This is a genomic window from Leucobacter viscericola (assembly GCF_011299575.1).
In the GTDB taxonomy this organism is placed as follows: Bacteria; Actinomycetota; Actinomycetes; order Actinomycetales; family Microbacteriaceae; genus Leucobacter; species Leucobacter viscericola.
This window is the reverse complement of the sequence record NZ_CP049863.1, coordinates 1,631,478-1,647,292: the sequence shown is the minus strand read 5'-3', so window position 1 is coordinate 1,647,292 and position 15,815 is coordinate 1,631,478. Positions and strand designations below refer to the sequence as shown.

At 61.9% G+C, this 15,815-nt stretch carries 14 protein-coding genes; 11 read left to right on the top strand and 3 right to left on the bottom strand.

Translation table 11 applies throughout. The features are described 5' to 3' along the window. From G7068_RS16590 to G7068_RS07385, 4 genes are all read left to right on the top strand, one after another. Nucleotides 1-1,866 carry a DUF5684 domain-containing protein gene (locus tag G7068_RS16590; RefSeq protein ID WP_166290694.1) on the top strand — a complete coding sequence of 622 codons (1,866 nt, stop codon included), beginning with the start codon at nucleotides 1-3 and terminating at the stop codon, nucleotides 1,864-1,866. A gap of 119 nt (nucleotides 1,867-1,985) precedes the next feature. Further along, nucleotides 1,986-2,678 carry an endonuclease/exonuclease/phosphatase family protein gene (locus tag G7068_RS07395; RefSeq protein WP_166290692.1) on the top strand — a complete coding sequence of 231 codons (693 nt, stop codon included), beginning with the start codon at nucleotides 1,986-1,988 and terminating at the stop codon, nucleotides 2,676-2,678. 113 nt (nucleotides 2,679-2,791) lie between these two features. Continuing rightward, entirely contained in the window at nucleotides 2,792-4,507 is a 1,716-nt protein-coding gene (locus tag G7068_RS07390; RefSeq protein WP_166290689.1) for a DHA2 family efflux MFS transporter permease subunit, read from the top strand. A gap of 8 nt (nucleotides 4,508-4,515) precedes the next feature. Next, complete coding sequence (locus tag G7068_RS07385) at nucleotides 4,516-5,061, top strand: MarR family winged helix-turn-helix transcriptional regulator (protein ID WP_244304770.1); 546 nt, start codon at nucleotides 4,516-4,518, stop codon at nucleotides 5,059-5,061. 3 nt (nucleotides 5,062-5,064) lie between these two features. On the opposite strand, the gene G7068_RS07380 is transcribed toward G7068_RS07385, so the two are convergent. Together G7068_RS07380 and G7068_RS07375 are read right to left on the bottom strand one after the other, a co-directional pair. Then, a complete protein-coding gene (locus G7068_RS07380; RefSeq protein ID WP_166290687.1) occupies nucleotides 5,065-6,222 on the bottom strand; it encodes a 5-(carboxyamino)imidazole ribonucleotide synthase in 1,158 nt (385 codons plus the stop codon). A gap of 36 nt (nucleotides 6,223-6,258) precedes the next feature. After that, nucleotides 6,259-6,570, bottom strand: a complete 312-nt coding sequence (locus tag G7068_RS07375) for a helix-turn-helix domain-containing protein (protein WP_166290685.1) — start codon at nucleotides 6,568-6,570, stop codon at nucleotides 6,259-6,261. Nucleotides 6,571-6,724: 154 nt separating this feature from the next. On the opposite strand from G7068_RS07375, the gene purE reads away from it, so the two are divergent. Together purE and G7068_RS07365 are read left to right on the top strand one after the other, a co-directional pair. Further along, nucleotides 6,725-7,264: a 5-(carboxyamino)imidazole ribonucleotide mutase gene (gene purE, locus G7068_RS07370; RefSeq protein WP_166290683.1), complete on the top strand. Its 540-nt coding sequence runs from the start codon at nucleotides 6,725-6,727 to the stop codon at nucleotides 7,262-7,264. Nucleotide 7,265: 1 nt separating this feature from the next. After that, entirely contained in the window at nucleotides 7,266-8,471 is a 1,206-nt protein-coding gene (locus G7068_RS07365; protein ID WP_166290681.1) for an MFS transporter, read from the top strand. A 37-nt stretch (nucleotides 8,472-8,508) separates the two neighbouring features. On the opposite strand, the gene G7068_RS07360 is transcribed toward G7068_RS07365, so the two are convergent. Beyond that, the gene (locus tag G7068_RS07360) at nucleotides 8,509-9,606 is read right to left on the bottom strand and encodes a glycosyltransferase family protein (protein ID WP_166290679.1); all 1,098 of its coding nucleotides are present in this window, start codon (nucleotides 9,604-9,606) and stop codon (nucleotides 8,509-8,511) included. 169 nt (nucleotides 9,607-9,775) lie between these two features. On the opposite strand from G7068_RS07360, the gene galE reads away from it, so the two are divergent. The 5 genes from galE to G7068_RS07335 all read left to right on the top strand — a co-directional run bounded on the left by galE (nucleotide 9,776) and on the right by G7068_RS07335 (nucleotide 15,801). Next, nucleotides 9,776-10,789, top strand: coding sequence for a UDP-glucose 4-epimerase GalE (gene galE / locus G7068_RS07355; RefSeq protein ID WP_166290677.1), 1,014 nt, complete (start codon nucleotides 9,776-9,778; stop codon nucleotides 10,787-10,789). A 53-nt stretch (nucleotides 10,790-10,842) separates the two neighbouring features. Beyond that, on the top strand, nucleotides 10,843-12,195 hold the full coding sequence (locus tag G7068_RS07350) for an LCP family protein (protein WP_166290675.1): 1,353 nt from the start codon (nucleotides 10,843-10,845) through the stop codon (nucleotides 12,193-12,195). A 41-nt stretch (nucleotides 12,196-12,236) separates the two neighbouring features. Continuing rightward, the gene (locus G7068_RS07345; protein ID WP_166290673.1) at nucleotides 12,237-13,850 is read left to right on the top strand and encodes an LTA synthase family protein; all 1,614 of its coding nucleotides are present in this window, start codon (nucleotides 12,237-12,239) and stop codon (nucleotides 13,848-13,850) included. An 85-nt stretch (nucleotides 13,851-13,935) separates the two neighbouring features. Beyond that, a complete protein-coding gene (locus G7068_RS07340; protein ID WP_166290671.1) occupies nucleotides 13,936-14,913 on the top strand; it encodes a glycosyltransferase in 978 nt (325 codons plus the stop codon). 33 nt (nucleotides 14,914-14,946) lie between these two features. Continuing rightward, a complete protein-coding gene (locus tag G7068_RS07335; RefSeq protein WP_166290669.1) occupies nucleotides 14,947-15,801 on the top strand; it encodes a glycosyltransferase in 855 nt (284 codons plus the stop codon). Nucleotides 15,802-15,815: the final 14 nt, after the last annotated feature.

Below are 15,815 nucleotides of genomic sequence, written 5' to 3'. Positions count from 1 at the left end.
ATGAACGACGGGACTGCTGGAGCTGCTTTGGGCGGTGGACTGCTCATTGTTTCTGTGATCTGGACCGTGGTTGTTCTCGGTTACTACGTCTGGTACCTGTGGTCGCTTTCGAAGCTTTTTCCAAAGTTGGGATTGCCCTCGTCGCACGGATGGATTCCCGTGTGGAACCAGTGGCAGCTCATCCAGCGCGGTGATCTGCCCGGGTGGATCGTGCTGCTCGCGTTTGTGCCGGGTCTCGGCATCGTGACGCTGGTTGTCACGATCATGGCGATTCACCGCATCAACTCAGAGCACGGCAAGGGCACCGGGTTCACGGTGCTGGGCGCGCTACTTCCGCCAGTGTGGGCGATGATGCTCGCGAATCACATCGGAGATTCTGCCTATGCGCAGCCTGGTCAGGCCAGCGCACACGGTGGGCAGTTGCCATACGCCGTGGGACCCGACGGTTACGGTCAGCCGGGATCCTATGTGTCGAACAACGGGTATCAGCCCGCGTATCAGGCAGATCCGAATGTTGGCGGTTGGCAGGGGATGCCCTCTGTGCAGCAGGATCCGATCGCTGGAGGATGGCAGGGTGTGCCGCAGGTGCAGGCTGATCCCTCAGGGGTTCCAGCGCATCAAGGCAATCCTTGGCAGCCCGCGCCCGTTGAGTACCCCGGTGCCGCAGGGCAGCCCGGTTTTGCCGCGCAGCCTGTGTATGGGGAACAACTTGATCCGGCATGGCAGGTAGCGCCTGTCGAACAGCCGCAGACCTTCGAAGATCCATACGCACAGCACCAGGGTGTTCAGTCGGCGCCGGCGTCTCAGCCGCCCGGATATCCGCAGCCGGAGCAGCCTCAATTGGCGCAGCCTCCCGTCGCGCTACCACCCGCGCCCGCGGTGCCTCCCGTAACGTTCCAGCAGCCCACCTTTTCCCAGCAGCCTGTTCAGCCTGTTGAGTCCGCTCCCGAGAACAACTGGGGTTTCAGTAATACAACGGAGGGGGCCTTCGAGCGTCTGGCTTCAGAGGGTGCTCCTCAACACGGTGATGCTCCTTTGGGAGTGTCGTCTCCGCCGCAGGAGCTGTACTCGTGGCCGTCGGTCGAACCCGAGCCGCCCCTCGAAGCCACCGCGGTCACCGCCGCACCGAGTGTCGAAGCGGAAGAACCCCGTGGAGTCATTGATCCGGCAAACTCCATAACCCCTCTGGTATTACCGGCGCCCTCAGTGATGCCTGTTGCTCCCGAGCCGGTTGCCGCTGCACCTGAGGCACCCGCACCCTCGCCCGAGCCGTTACGAGCCTCTGAGCCCGTGGCGTCAGTCACTCCGCCCGTCCAGACCCCAGACCCTGTGGCCCCGGTTCTGGAACCAGAAGTGCCGACCATCTTCGAAACGTCCCGCCCGCCCGTCGCGCCAGCGCCAGCGCCAGCGCCAGCGCCAGCGCCAGCGCCAGCGCCAGCGCCAGCGCCAGCGCCGATGGCAACGCCGACCCCAACACCAACGCCCGCGCCGACGCAGCAACCGGACGGCGACGAGCTCGACCACACCGTCGTTGTATCGCGGCAAACCCGATGGGGCCTTGAGTTGCCCGACGGGGAAGTGCTCGAGCTGCTGGGAGATGACGTTGTGATCGGACGTAAGCCGCAGGCGCTCGAGGGAACCACGGCTCTGCAGATTGCGGACCCGACCCGAACGATGTCGAAGACTCACGCGCGCATGCGCCGTGAGGGAGACGCCTGGACCATCGAAGACCTCAACTCAACCAACGGGGTCGCGGTGTTCGATAACCTCGGTAACTCGACGCAGCTTGAGGCAGGACAAGCCTCCACGGTCACCGATCGCCTGATCGTCGGCACGCTCGAGGTGCGACTGCGCTCGATCAGCTAGTCGGCGCGCCCGCAGCTGTGCGGTAGCTCAGAGATCCCGTGCAAACTGGCCACAGCCCAGTGTTTGGGGCGTAGGCTGCTGTTGGTGTCGAACGACGCTTCCCCGCTGAGAGGACCCGAGTGAAGATCGTCAGCTATAACCTGCGTAAGAACCGTGCCGTCACTGAGATTGGTGAGTTGGCTGAGGTGCACGGAGTCGACATCTTGTGTCTGCAGGAGGCTGAAGCCGTAGCGCTGCCAGCTCGCCTTGGCCACCTGAGCTTGGTGCACGCGACCGAACGCAACCGACTCGGTCTCGCGATGTACGTGCGCGAAGAACGGTTCCAGGCGCACGCTGCGCACACGTTCCAGCTCAAGAAGTCGCTGCACGACAGGTTGCTCGCCCCCGCGCACGAGCGCCTGCTCGGGGTCCGATTGCACGATCGCGAGAACTCACGCGACTTTGTCGCAGCATCATTTCATGCCGCGCCTCTCACCGCGCTGAACTCGTTGCGCCGCCACCAGATTCACGCCGCACTCGGCGAGTTGCGCCAATTGGGGCCGGGGCTGCCCGCGCTAATGGTCGGTGATTACAACTATCCGGTGTTTAAGGGGCGGCTCGACCTGGAAATGCGGGATCACGGCTACGAGCTCAGCCTGAGTGACAAGCGCACCTACACCCGCTACAAGATGTTCCGCGGGCACTTCGACTTTGCAACCTCCTCCGGGCTTGATATTGAGAGTGTGCGCACCCTGCAGCGTGGCACTTCGGATCACTTGCCCATCATGGTGTCAGCCTCGTTGAGCATGGAACAGATGCACGTCGCAGCGTAGGGCATCGCTCAGCGAGGAGCCACCGCGCGCATTAGTTGACAAAGATCAACCAACTACCTATAGTTGATCTTCGTCAACTAAATTCACGCACGCCAAAGGACCCCACGCCTCCGATGTCCCAGACTCAGATCAAACCACCAAAGAAGATGCCCGTCGAGGGCCTCCTCACCGGTCGCGCCAAGAACCTCGCGCTCACCGGCCTCTTCATGAGCATGGCCGTATCAATGCTCTCCATGACGGTCGTCGGCACGTCGATGCCGATCATCATCGCCGACATCAACGGCAATCAGGCGGCCTTCACCTGGGTTGTAACCGGCACCATGCTCGCATCGGCGATCTCCACGCCAATCTGGGGCAAGCTCGCCGACCTCACCAGCAAGAAGGTGCTGCTGCAGCTCTCGCTGATCCTGTTCACGGTTGGATCGGCACTCGCCGGCACCGCACAGGAGCCCTCCTGGCTCATCGCCTTCCGCGTACTCCAGGGCCTCGGAGCTGGTGGCCTCGGTGCCCTCGGTCAGATCGTGCTCGCCGAAATCATTAGCCCGCGTGAGCGTGGCAAGTACATGGGCATCATGGGTGCGATCATGGCGATCTCGACGGTCGGTGGCCCGCTGCTCGGCGGCACCATCACCGACACACTCGGTTGGCGCTGGAACTTCTACGTCGCAGCTCCCATCGCGATCATCGCGATCATCGTGCTACAGCGCACACTGCACCTGCACACCGAAAAGCGCAAGATCAAGATCGACTACCTCGGTGCGACCTTTATCTCACTCGGTTTTGCGAGCCTGCTGATCTGGGTCACCCTTGGTGGCACCGAGTTTGACTGGTGGTCATGGCAGACCGCCCTCATGGTTGGTGGCGGCGTGCTGCTGCTCGTGGCGGCCGTCTTTGTTGAGCTGCGGGCTGAAGAACCGCTGATTCCAATGACCCTGTTCAAGAATCGCACCTTCACCATGGCCGTCATTGCCAGCATCGCGGTCGGTCTTGCGATGTTTGGCACCTCGGTGTTCCTGGGGCAGTACATGCAGCTCGCGCGTGGCAAGACTCCAACCGAGTCCGGGTTGCTCACGATCCCGATGATGGCGGGTGTGCTGCTCGCTTCAACGCTCGTCGGGCAGATCATCACCCGCACCGGCAAGTGGAAGCGCTACATGGTTTCGGGATCCGTCATCATGCTGGTGGGCCTATTTATGATGGGCCAGCTGCGCTACGACACCTCTTTCCTGTTTGTTGGCGTCGCGATGTTTGTGCTCGGTGCTGGTGTCGGTATGTGCATGCAGAACCTGGTTCTGGTGGTGCAGAACACGGTGAACCCGCATGAGTTGGGTGTTGCGAGCTCCGCCGTCACCTTCTTCCGCACCATTGGCGGTACCGCCGGCATGTCTGCGATGGGCGCGATGCTCGCCAACCTGGTTGTTCAGTACATTAAGGACGGACTCGGTAAGCTCAGCCCTGAGCAACTGGTCGGTGCAGATAAGCTCGCGGGCGGTACGATCCCGAAGATTGCCGAACTGCCGGATCCTATTCGCATCGTGGTTGAGAGCGCTTATGGTCACGGGATTGGCAACGTCTTTCTCGCCGCCTCGCCAGTCGCGATTGTTGCGATCATCGCGATTGCCCTGCTGCCAAACATCCCGCTGAGCGACAAGAGCAACGCCGAGAAGCTCGCGGAACAGCGCGCGGCGTCCGATGCCGCAGCAGTTGGCGCAGGATCCAGTGCCTCCGGAATCGCTCCGAGCGAAGAAGTGGGAATCGAGTTCGACGGAGCCCTGGTTCCTGAGCCGCCCCGTGTTGATGCGTACGCTCCAGATACGCCGGCGCGTTAGGATTTAGTATGTCGCAGCAGCCCGTGATGCCACCGGAAGCCCCTGAAGCATCGGCGATCCCGAACCACCCCGCACAGGGTGACGAACTGATCTCCGAGATTATCGCCGAGTTCTCTCAGGTGTTTGCCTTCGCCCGCACGCGCTGGGCACGCTACGCGGAGGAGGTTCACCCCGAGCTCAAGGGGGTGGGCATCATGGTGCTGCAGACGATCCTGCGAAAGGGGCCGATTACCGCGACCCAGCTGAGTCAGCTGCTCGGCATGGACAAGGCCGTAGTGAGTCGGCAGGTAACGAAGTTGCGGGAGTTCGGTCTCATTGAGGCCGAGGCGGCCGCTGAGGATCGGCGAGTTGTGTTGCTCACGGCGAGTCTCGCGGCGCAGACCGCGATCGAGGAGCTGCACGCGCACACCTCGCACGATTATCAGGAGCGGTTCCAGGGGTGGCGGCTCGAAGAGCTCGCGTCTCTGAATGAGGCGCTGCATCGATTCAACGGTGCAGCGCCCGCGGGGGCCGACAGCCCGGCGAGCCGCTGCGCCCGCCCGGCGGCCGAGTAGCCGCTAGTTAAACTCGTCAGCCGCGGCCTGCGCTGCGGCGCGCACGGTCTCGAGATCCTCGCCCGTCACCGTCACGTGGCCCACTTTGCGGCCCGGCCGCGGTGTTTTGTCGTAGCTGTGGAACTTCGCGCGGGGGTGCGCCGCAAGAGCTGCGGCGTAGCGCACGGGCATCGGCCCCTCGACTGGTCCACCAAGCACGTTCACCATGACTGCGGCGGGGGCCGTCATCGAGGTGTCGCCGAGCGGTAGGTCCGCGACAGCGCGTAGGTGCTGCTCGAACTGGCTCGTCACGGATCCTTCGATCGAGAAATGGCCCGAATTGTGCGGCCGCATGGCAAGCTCGTTCACGAGCACCCTGCCATCGCGGGCCTCGAACATCTCGACAGCGAGCACTCCGGTAACCCCAACCCCCTCGGCAACAACCGCGCCGATGCGGGCGGCCTCATCGAGGGTTGCGGGATCAGCAACCGGCGCCGGCGCCAACACCACGGCGCACACACCATCGCGCTGGATCGTCTCAACCACGGGCCATGTGCGTGTTTCGCCACTCGGGCGGCGCGCGACCAGCTGGGAGAGCTCGCGCGTGAAATCTACGAGTTCTTCAGCGAGCAAGTGACCGCCACGCGCATCCTCAGCGAGAGCGGTAAACCAGTCGCGAACCTCGCTGGCATCCGACACCAATCGCACACCCTTGCCGTCGTAGCCACCGCGGGCCGTCTTGACCACGGCGCGACCGCCATGGGCGTCAATGAAGGCCTTGAGTTCAACCTCATCGGCGACGGCTGCCCAGCTTGGCACCGGGACACCCAGCTCTTCGAGCTTTTGGCGCATAAGGATCTTGTCCTGGGCGAACTGCAGCGCACCGGGCCTCGGGTGCACTGCCTTGCCGCGGCGCTCAAGTTCAAGCAGAATCTCTTGCGGTACGTGCTCGTGATCGAATGTGACCACGTCGACGGTGTCGGCGAAGGCATAGACCGTTTCGGGATCGCGGTAGTCGCCCACGGCGTCGGCTGCTCTCGCGGCGCTCGAGCCCTCGACCTCGGCGAGAACGCTGATGCCCAGACCCAGGTGGGTTGCCGGGGGCACCATCATACGGGCGAGCTGCCCGCCTCCGATGACGCCCACTCGGATGCTGCTGCGGTTCGTGCCCAGTTCGCCCATGTACCTATTCTGCCTTATCGCGCGGTGGCGAAATGGCTAGCCACCATTGCCGAACTGTTCTCTGCGCTGGCGAATGAGGTCTCGAACCTTCAGCTGGTGCGATGGTGGCGCATAGGCGTCGGGTGTGATGCCGGAGATGAACTGGCCGGGATCCGTCTCCAGTGCAAAGGCAAGACGAACAATTGATTGCACCGCAGGGCTTGACTCGCCCCTTTCGATGCGGCCTATGCTGGTGGTCTCCATCTCGGAGAGCTCGCTCAGATCCTCCCGCGAAATACCAAGTTTTTGACGCGCTTCACGAATACGGCGACCTATTTCGATCGCCGCGACGGATTTTGTCTTGGTCATCGCACTAGATTGCTTGACCTAAGTAATAAAGGTCCAGTGAAGAAAAGATGTGTACAGAAAAGTACAGTACAAATTTGACTTACTTTGACACTCACCGGCGCACCCGAAACCCCCGCGTCACTCCCCACTGCAATGCCCGGATACGATATAAACCATGACCAACAGTGCAGTGCCCCTCGTGGGAGTGATCATGGGCTCGGATTCCGACTTCAACGTGATGGCCGACGCGGTCCAGGTGCTGCGAGATTTCGGTATCGCACACGAGGTTGAGGTTGTGAGTGCCCACCGCACCCCAGACAAGATGGTCAGCTACGCTCGCGAAGCCGCTGATCGCGGGCTCAAAGTGATTATCGCGGGAGCGGGCGGAGCCGCCCACCTGCCGGGCATGGTTGCCTCAATGACCACACTGCCCGTTATCGGGGTGCCCGTGCCGCTCGCAAAACTCGACGGGCTCGATTCGCTGCTGTCGATTGTGCAAATGCCGGGGGGCATCCCCGTCGCTACCGTTTCAATTGGCGGTGCGAAGAACGCAGGGTTGCTTGCCGCTCGCATTCTTGGGGCGCAGGATCGCGGAATCTCTGCGCAGCTTGACGCCTACGCGGCCGAGCTCACCGCTGTTGTCGAGGAGAAAAACACGGCGCTCAAGGCACGCGTCGAGGCGACTGCCAGCGACACGGCCTCACCCAGCAACTAAGGTGTCAGACCCGCGCGCAGATCGGGGTACTCCCGAGTATCGGCGCGCGCTCATCGCACTCTTCTGCGCGGGGCTCGCAACCTTTGCGCAGATGTATTCGCCGCAGGGACTGCTGCCCCAGATTGCGCGCGAATTCGAGACGGGTGCTGGATCCATCTCGTGGATCATCGGTGCGACCACCATTGGGGTCGCACTCGGGGTGCTGCCGTGGGCGCGGCTCTCCGACCACCTTGGCCGAATCACAACGATCCGCTGGGCCGCGGCGGCGGCGATGATCCTCGGCCTGCTGGTTCCGTTTGCACCAAACTTCGAAACCATGATTGTGCTGCGCGGGATCGAGGGCATCGCCCTGGGTGGGCTTCCCGCCCTCGCGGTGACAACCCTCGCTGAGACGGTGAGTCCACGCTCGCTCGGCGCGGCGGTGGGTGGCTACGTCGCGGGCACTACGTTCGGTGGGCTCATTGGTCGAGTTGTTGCGGGGTCGCTCGCGGATCCCGTGAGCTGGCGCTTTGGGCTCGCCGCGGTTGCGCTGCTCGCGGCCGCTGCGACGATCGCATTCATCGTCTTGATTCCTAAGACCGCGGTGCCGCTGCCACGTACAACGCCCTTGCCGAGGGCTCTGCTCGCCAACCTGCGCAACCCGGCCGTATTGGTGCTGGTGTTGCAAGCGTTCCTGTTGATGGGTGGTTTTGTTGCCGCGTACAACATGCTCGCGTTTCGCCTGGAGCAAGATCCCTACGCCCTTTCGACCCTGCAGATCTCGTGGCTTTTTCTTGCGTACCTCGCGGGAGCCGTCGCATCAAACCTGGTGTGGCGGATCGCGCGCCGAATCGCACCGGTCGCGGTGATGCTGGCGAGTCTTACTGTGATGCTGCTGGGGCTACTGCTCACCCTCACCGAGCCACTCGCGGCAATTGTCGTGGGGCTCGTGCTGTTTACCGGAGGGTTCTTCGGGGCGCACTCCATTGCGAGTGGGCTTATCGGGCGACGCACAGCGGGACTTTCGGGCGCGAGCCAGGCCCCGCCGCTCTACAACCTCGCGTACTACGCGGGCTCGAGTGTGCTGGGTTGGGTCGGTGGTCTCGCATTTGTTGCCGCGGGCTGGGCTGGGACCGTGGCAATGGTGGCTGCCGCGATCCTGATTTCAGGGACGCTCGAGTGGGTGCAGGCGAAAAGCAGGGGTGGCATCGGCAGCGTCGACGCCTAGGTTCTGCGATGCAGATGTCTGCGCAGAACCTCAGTCGCTACATGTTGGCGTGGGCTTCCCAGAGCTGCCAGGCCGCACCGTTCCAACCGAAGCCGCGGCTACGGTCGCGGGCGAGAACCGCCAGCTTGGTGAGCGAGTTGGGGTCACGGAACAGTCTGCTGAACTCGGCCGCAAATTCTCCCGCCGAGGTTGCTGCCAGGCCCGCATCAAGCACGAGTTCTTCTGCGGCCGGGTGACCCGAGTGCAGCACCGGAACAGATCCGGTGAGTGCGCCGAGCAGGGTATAGCCCGTGCCGACGTAGGCCTGTGGCTGCAGCAGAAGCGAAGCACCGCTCAGCACTGCGCCAACGTCCGTGAGGTCACGAGGTGTCACGAAAACCACGCGGTGCTGAAGCTCCTCGGGGATGCTTGGCTGTTCGGTTGCACTCGCGGCCGGATCCAGCCCCTCGAGCACCACCACGCTGGGGAGCGCGGGATCGGCGCGCAGCGCATCAATAATCCAGCTGAGGCGGCCGTCTTCGCTTGAGGTGGCGGTTGTGACCGCGTAGTGATCGGGTACCCCGAGAGCGGCACGGCGCTCGATCGCGTCGTCCGGGCGCAGGTACTCCGAGGGTGCCCCAAGCTGCAAAACCTGAACCGGAAGGTCGGAACCAAACTGCTCCTGCAGCACCCGAGCGGTTGCGTGGGTGGGGGTGAAAAGTACGTCCGCCAGCTTTACGGCTCGCCGCACGAAAGCGCGGTACAGGCGGGCCTGAGAGTTGCCGAGGATCGCCGGGGCGTCCCAGGCGATGCTGTGGGTAATGGTGACCGAGGTTTGGGTTCCGTCGTCGTCGCCGTGGGAGCGCAGCGGAACCATCGGCGTGATGGAGTGCACAAACTCACCGTCGAGCGGCCTGGCCGTTGCGCCGTTTTGCCACAGCAGCGGCAGCATGGTCGATCGGAACGGTAGATATTCAGAGCGAATAAGCGGTGACGTGAAGTGAGGATCGGTTGATCCCTTGGCCATCAGATACCGGGTACTGCAACTGCGCGGTGCCGTGGTTGCCAAAGCTCCCATGAGATCTCTCGCAGCTGCGGCATGTACCGGCGCTTCCCAGTCGGGGAAAGGTTCTGCGATGAGAGTGAGTGTTGCCACGTACTTCTCCCATCGATAATTCGTACTCTAGAACGGTCCCAGATCATTCTATGAGTCAGAGTGTGCAAAGCCTGAACTTATGCCCTGCGAAGTCAAGGACGAAATAGAAATGTGACGATTGCCCAAGCATTCGGGGAGTCCACGGCTCAAACAAAGTACGCTGGTACCCATGCGTGTATTGCTTACAGGTGGAGCCGGATACATCGGCTCCCACACCGCCCTCGTGCTCTTGGACCAGGGACACGACGTTGTTATTCTCGATGACTTCTCGAACAGCAACCCCGAGGCGGTACGCCGCGTGGAAAAACTGAGCGGTCGGAGTGTCGCGCTTATCGAGGTCGACCTCGCGGATCGCGAACGCGCAGCTGAGGCCCTCAAAGATGTTGAGTTTGACGCCGTGATCCACCTCGCGGGGCTCAAGTCAGTTGGCGAGTCGGTCGCCATGCCCACGAAGTACTATCGCGTCAATATCGATTCCACCCTTGCGCTGCTCGACATTATGCGCGACCGGGGCGTGACAAAACTTGTCTTCAGCTCTTCCGCGACGGTCTACGGTGACCCCGAATACGTTCCCCAAGATGAGCTGCATCGTGTCGGTGTTGGCCTGACTAACCCCTACGGCTGGTCGAAGTTTATGAACGAGCAGATTATTCGCGACACGCAGCTTGCCTGGCCCGAGCTTGAGGCCGTTCTGCTGCGCTACTTCAACCCGGTGGGGGCGCACCCCTCAGGGCGCATCGGTGAGGATCCCTCAGGGATCCCGAACAACCTCATGCCCTTTATTGCCCAGGTTGCCGTTGGTAAACGGAAAGAGCTGAGCGTCTTCGGCGACACCTATCCGACCCCCGATGGCACCGGCGTGCGTGACTACATTCACGTGATGGACCTTGCCGAAGGGCACGTTGCCGCACTGAACAATTCCGCCGTTGGTGTGGCCAGCTACAACCTTGGTTCTGGCACGGGCTCGAGTGTGCTTGAAGTGGTGCGTGCGTTTGAGCAGGCTTCGGGCCAGCCAATTCCCTACGCTGTCGTCGACGCGCGTCCGGGTGATGTTGCAGAGGTCGTCGCGAATCCTGAGAAGGCAAACCGCGAACTGAATTGGCGCACCTCACGATCACTCGCAGAGGCCTGCCGCGACTCCTGGGCCTGGCAGTCGTCGAATCCGGGAGGTTATACCGCGTGACTCTTGATCTTGAGCGGCCGCTTCGTAACCCAGACTTAAACTCGCCGCCGCTCATGAGCAAGCGAGCGCGCTGGCTTGTTGTGCTCGGGTTTTTGTTGCCCGGAAGCGCGCAGCTGCTCTCGGGTAACCGCAAGCTCGGGCGTTTCGGGTTGACCGCCACGATCGTTCTGCTCGTGGTGGGTATCGCCTCGATTCTGGGGCTGATGTTCGCGCGAGTCGCAACACTCACCATTTTTACGAACAGTTGGGTGCTGCTCATTCTGCAGTGGGCGCTATTTGCCTATGCCGTGCTGTGGGTGCTTCTTGGGCTCAACACCCTGGGTCTCACGCGGCTTCGACGGGTGCAGCCCAACTGGAAAATGCCGGTTGCCATTCTCTCCGTGATCCTGACGCTTGTTCCCGCGGTTGGTGCCGCCTGGGCCGGAACATCGGTCGCGGCCGGTCGCGGTGCGCTCAGCGACATTTTTGGCAGTGCCCCCGCTGTTGCGCCGGTCGACGGGCGCTATAACTTCTTGCTGCTGGGCACCGATGCTGGAGCGGATCGTGAGGGGCTGCGCCCCGACAGCATCTCCGTCATTAGTGTTGATGCCGAGACAGGGCAGGCCGCCATTATTGGCGTGCCTCGTGAGCTTGAAGGCACGCCATTCGCCGAGGGATCACCCATGGCCGAAATGCATCCGAACGGGTTCGGCGTTGGCCCGAACGAGTTTGGCGACTACGGCGGCTGCCAGGTCGGTCGTTGCATCTTGAACGGTATCTACGCTGAGGCAGAGCTGTTCTACCCCGAGCTCTACCCGAACGCCAAAAAACACGACTCCTCGCCAGGCATCGAGGCGACCCGTGAGGCCGTTGAGGGTGCTTTGGGGCTCAAGATTCAGTTCTACGTGCTGCTCAACATGGACGGCTTTGCTGATCTGATTGACGCGCTCGGTGGGGTCACCATGGACGTCAAAGAACGACTGCCCATTGGTGGCGGGGTCGATCCGTATAGTGGTGAAGTGGTGAACGAGGATGGCTGGATCGAACCAGGTAAGCAGCACCTCAACGGATTCCAAGCGCAGTGGTATGCGCGGTCGCGATACGGCTCGAGCGGTGGCGACTACGATCGCATGCAGCGACAGCGCGAGCTGCAGGCCGCGATCCTCTCCCAGATGAACCCCACGAACGTGCTTCTTAAGTTCCAGGGTATTGCGGCTGCGGGAACTCAGCTCATTGAGACCGATATTCCCGAATCGATGCTGGGCAGGTTCGTAGATCTTGCTAGCAAGTCCCGCGAACACGACATCGTGAACGTCGAGCTAGTTCCGCCAGCGGTCGAGCCCGATGCGCCGGACTTTGACGTGATCAGGCAGCTCACGGCTGACGGAATCGCACAGGCCTCTCCTCCCAAGAAAGACTCGGAGTAGAATCGCTGGTTGATCAGCGAGTGATAAAGGTGGAAGAAGAATTGACTGCAGAGTCGGTCAGCCCGAAACGTAGGCTGTGGGCTGCCGGAATCGTTGGATTCTGGGTGCTCGTTGCTGTTGGCACCATTTTTACCGGAGCGGCACTCTGGGTGCGGCGTACCTTTGGTGTCATCTCCGTTGATCAGCTGCTAAGCAACATGAACGGCGGTGGTGAGGGTGCGGGCGGAGATGCGCTCGTTGCTGGAGCGGTTGCGGCCATCATTGTGGTTCCCGTGGCCATCACACTCGCATTGGCTGTCGTTGTCGAAATGCTGCGGCGCGGCCTGCGTTCCAAGGCGTGGTTCACCACCCTGCGAACCCGGTTGTTTAGAGGTGTTGCCATTGCGCTCGCCGTCATTCTGCCTCTGGGCGGTGCGACATTGTTCGGGGACACGATTGGCGCGGTCGACTACATACAGGCCTCAATTCGAGAGAAAACGCTGGGAACGACACTCGCCGATTTCTACAAAGCTCCGAAGGTAGAGCCGGGTCACTCCGATGGCGGCTCAGTTGTGAGCGTCGGCGCGAAAGGTGATTCTGGTTCTGGCGCCGCAAAAGGCAAGAACAATCTCGTGCTGATCTATCTTGAGTCCATCGAAGACACCTTCACTGACGACAAGGTGTTTGAGAAGAACATGCTTGCCCCCGTTCAGACGGCGACATCTGGTTGGGCGACTGTTCCAAAGCTAGACACCTACGAGGGTGGCGGCTGGACGATGGCAGGGATCGTGGGAACGCAGTGCGGGATCCCGCTGCGCACCGCGACCTCAAACGCGGATAACGATGACCTGAACCTTCTCGGCGATCAGGATCACCAGCTTGATCGCTTCCTTCCAGGTGCCGACTGCCTGGGAGACGTGCTGAAGGACGAGGGATACCACAACGTTTTTCTCGGGGGAGCGAACGCAAGCTTCGCTGGCAAGGATCAGTTCCTATCCGGTCACGGTTACGACGAGGTCTACGGCCTGGAAGATTGGGTGAGCGAGGGAGAGACAGAAACCCGCGCAGAATGGGGGCTCTCCGATCGTCGCCTGTTCGAGCACGCAAAAGAAAAGGTGAAGGAGCTGCACGACGCTGGCGATCCCTTCAACCTCACAATGCTGACGCTTGACAGTCACGAACCGATACACGTCTTCGACTACTGCGATGTAGACACCAAAAAGGAACTCACCTCGATTACCTTCTGTTCCATGGAGCAGGTGGCGGGGTTTGTTGGCTACATGGACAAGCAGGGATACCTGGACGACACCACCGTTGTTGTCATGGGCGATCATCGGAAGATGAACGTTGAGGGTGGCACCTACTGGGACGAGCTGAAGGACCGGGATGACCGCACCATTTTCAATCGAGTGTGGGTTCCAGGAGGCGTGAAGTTCGCGCGCGAAGAAATCGACCAGCTCAGCATGTATCCAACGCTTCTGGAGCTTGTTGGCCTCAACATCAAGGATCACCGAGCAGGCATAGGGGTTTCCGCGCTTGTGAAGGAACAAGATGTGCCGGCAGGATCGATTCTGGATCTTGACTCAGACGAATACCTTGACGTGGTGAAGTCCCGCTCGGTGAGCTTCTACGCCAAGATGTGGGCGCACGGGTCGCAGGTTACCGCCGCGGGTTGAGGGGCGCGAGCCGTGAGCGAGTGGTCTCCTTCGCGAGCAACGTAGACTAGGCGAGGCCAATTTGTCTTGATGGGAGAGTGTTCGCATGCGCGTAACCGCCGTATTGGTGGCGTACAACCGGCGAGAACTGCTGCAAGAGTCGCTGCGTGCGCTCGCCGCACAGAGCAGACCGGTTGACCGTTTGGTGGTGGTCGATAACGCGTCTGACGGCGGAATCGGCGAAGAAGCCGAGCACCTGCTTGAGGAGTGGGGCGAGCGCGCACGCTTTATCCAGTTAACCGAGAATACCGGCGGTGCCGGTGGGTTTGCGGTAGGGATAGCCGCGGCCGTTGCCGAAGACGGGATCGACTGGGTCTGGGTGATGGACGATGACACCGTTCCCGGCCCCGACGCACTCTCGGGAGCACTTGAAGCGCACAAGCGCTATCGCAGCACGGGGCAAGACGACCTGGCCGTCATGGGGTCTCGGGTCATCTGGACCGACGAGCAAGATCACCCCATGAACACGCCCAAAGCGAAGATTCGTGCTGGTGAACGCGAACGCCGTCGTGCCGCCCAAGCTGGTGGCATGGAGATTCGTTCGATCTCCTTTGTTTCGGCGTTTCTGAGGGCACCGCGGGTGCGCGAACTCGGCCTGCCTCTCGCCGACTACTTCCTGTGGAACGACGACTTTGAATACTCCGCCCGCCTGCTGCGGGGTGCCCGTGGTCTGTACGTACCCGGGTCGGTCGTCACTCACAAGACGGTGAAACGCGGCTCAAGCGACCAGGATCCTGGTCCCCGTTTCTTTTATGAGGTGCGCAATAAACTCTGGGTGTTCCGCTGCAGTCGTGCACTGCAGGGGTGGGAGAAACTGCTGTACTCCGCCGCCACCGCGAGGCGTTGGATTCGCACCTTCCGCGCGTCGGAAGACCGGGCCCAGCTGCGGGACTGCCTGAAGCGGGGCTGGCGTGATGGCTGGCGTACTTCTCCGCGGCTGACGCGTGACGTGCTGCGTGACGCGGGTGTGCCCGTTGATGTCATGTACGAGATCGAACGCCTGTCGAAGCTCGACGCAAGGTAGTCGATTCATATTCAGCGGGTACGCTAGAGCATTATGCCTGCATCACAAACACCCCAGGCGAACTTCTCCCTCCTGCTGCCCGTATACGCTGGCGATAATGCCGAGTATCTGCGTCTTGCCTTCGAGAGTTCGGTGGATCAGCAGACGCTGAAACCGGCCGAGGCCGTGATTGTGCAGGATGGCCCGGTTCCGGAGGCGCTCGCCGCGGAGCTCGAGCGTATCGAAGCCGAGAGCCCCATTCCGGTGCGGCTGATCCGTCTATCTGAGAACCGGGGCCTCACTGAGGCTCTGAACGCGGGTCTCGATGCGTGCACCTACCCCGTTGTCGCCCGCATGGACGCGGACGACGTCTCAAGCCCCGAACGCTTTGCACGGCAGTGGGAGATGATCGAGCAGGGGTACGACCTGGTCGGCACGGGTATGCAGGAGTTTGAACAGGACCCAGCCTCTCCGAGCGCGATTCGTGTTCCGCCCGTCGGGCCGGAGCGCATCAGGGACCACGCGCGTACCCACAACCCTTTCAATCACCCCACGATGATGTACCGTCTCGCCGCGCTCGACCGCGTCGGGCGTTACCAGCCCTTTGGCAAGATGGAGGACTACTGGCTGGGGGTGCAGCTCATCGCTGATGGAGCGAGGGTCGAGAACATTGCGGAACCGCTGCTGAGCTATCGGGTGGGATCCGGTGCCTTTGTTCGCCGCGGTGGCTGGGCCGAGGCTCGCACCGAGTGGAAACTGCAGCGTGAACTGCTTCGGATGGGGTTTGTGACCCGTGCGCAGTACGCGCGCAACGTTCTCATGAAAGGGGCGTACCGTTTAATGCCCGCGGGTGTGAAACGTGTGCTTTTCCGCGGGTTCATCGGGCGGGGGCTGCCCGGGGATCGATAAACCGGATCGTTGAA

What these genes read in the sequence shown, in the direction of transcription:
- G7068_RS07385 (WP_244304770.1), top strand. Translation starts at nt 4,516, where the DNA reads ATGTCGCAGCAGCCCGTGATGCCACCGGAAGCCCCTGAAGCATCGGCG.
- G7068_RS07390 (WP_166290689.1), top strand. Translation starts at nt 2,792, where the DNA reads ATGTCCCAGACTCAGATCAAACCACCAAAGAAGATGCCCGTCGAGGGC.
- G7068_RS07350 (WP_166290675.1), top strand. Translation starts at nt 10,843, where the DNA reads ATGAGCAAGCGAGCGCGCTGGCTTGTTGTGCTCGGGTTTTTGTTGCCC.
- G7068_RS16590 (WP_166290694.1), top strand. Translation starts at nt 1, where the DNA reads ATGAACGACGGGACTGCTGGAGCTGCTTTGGGCGGTGGACTGCTCATT.
- G7068_RS07335 (WP_166290669.1), top strand. Translation starts at nt 14,947, where the DNA reads ATGCCTGCATCACAAACACCCCAGGCGAACTTCTCCCTCCTGCTGCCC.
- G7068_RS07375 (WP_166290685.1), bottom strand. Translation starts at nt 6,570, where the DNA reads ATGACCAAGACAAAATCCGTCGCGGCGATCGAAATAGGTCGCCGTATT.
- purE (WP_166290683.1), top strand. Translation starts at nt 6,725, where the DNA reads ATGACCAACAGTGCAGTGCCCCTCGTGGGAGTGATCATGGGCTCGGAT.
- galE (WP_166290677.1), top strand. Translation starts at nt 9,776, where the DNA reads ATGCGTGTATTGCTTACAGGTGGAGCCGGATACATCGGCTCCCACACC.
- G7068_RS07380 (WP_166290687.1), bottom strand. Translation starts at nt 6,222, where the DNA reads ATGGGCGAACTGGGCACGAACCGCAGCAGCATCCGAGTGGGCGTCATC.
- G7068_RS07340 (WP_166290671.1), top strand. Translation starts at nt 13,936, where the DNA reads ATGCGCGTAACCGCCGTATTGGTGGCGTACAACCGGCGAGAACTGCTG.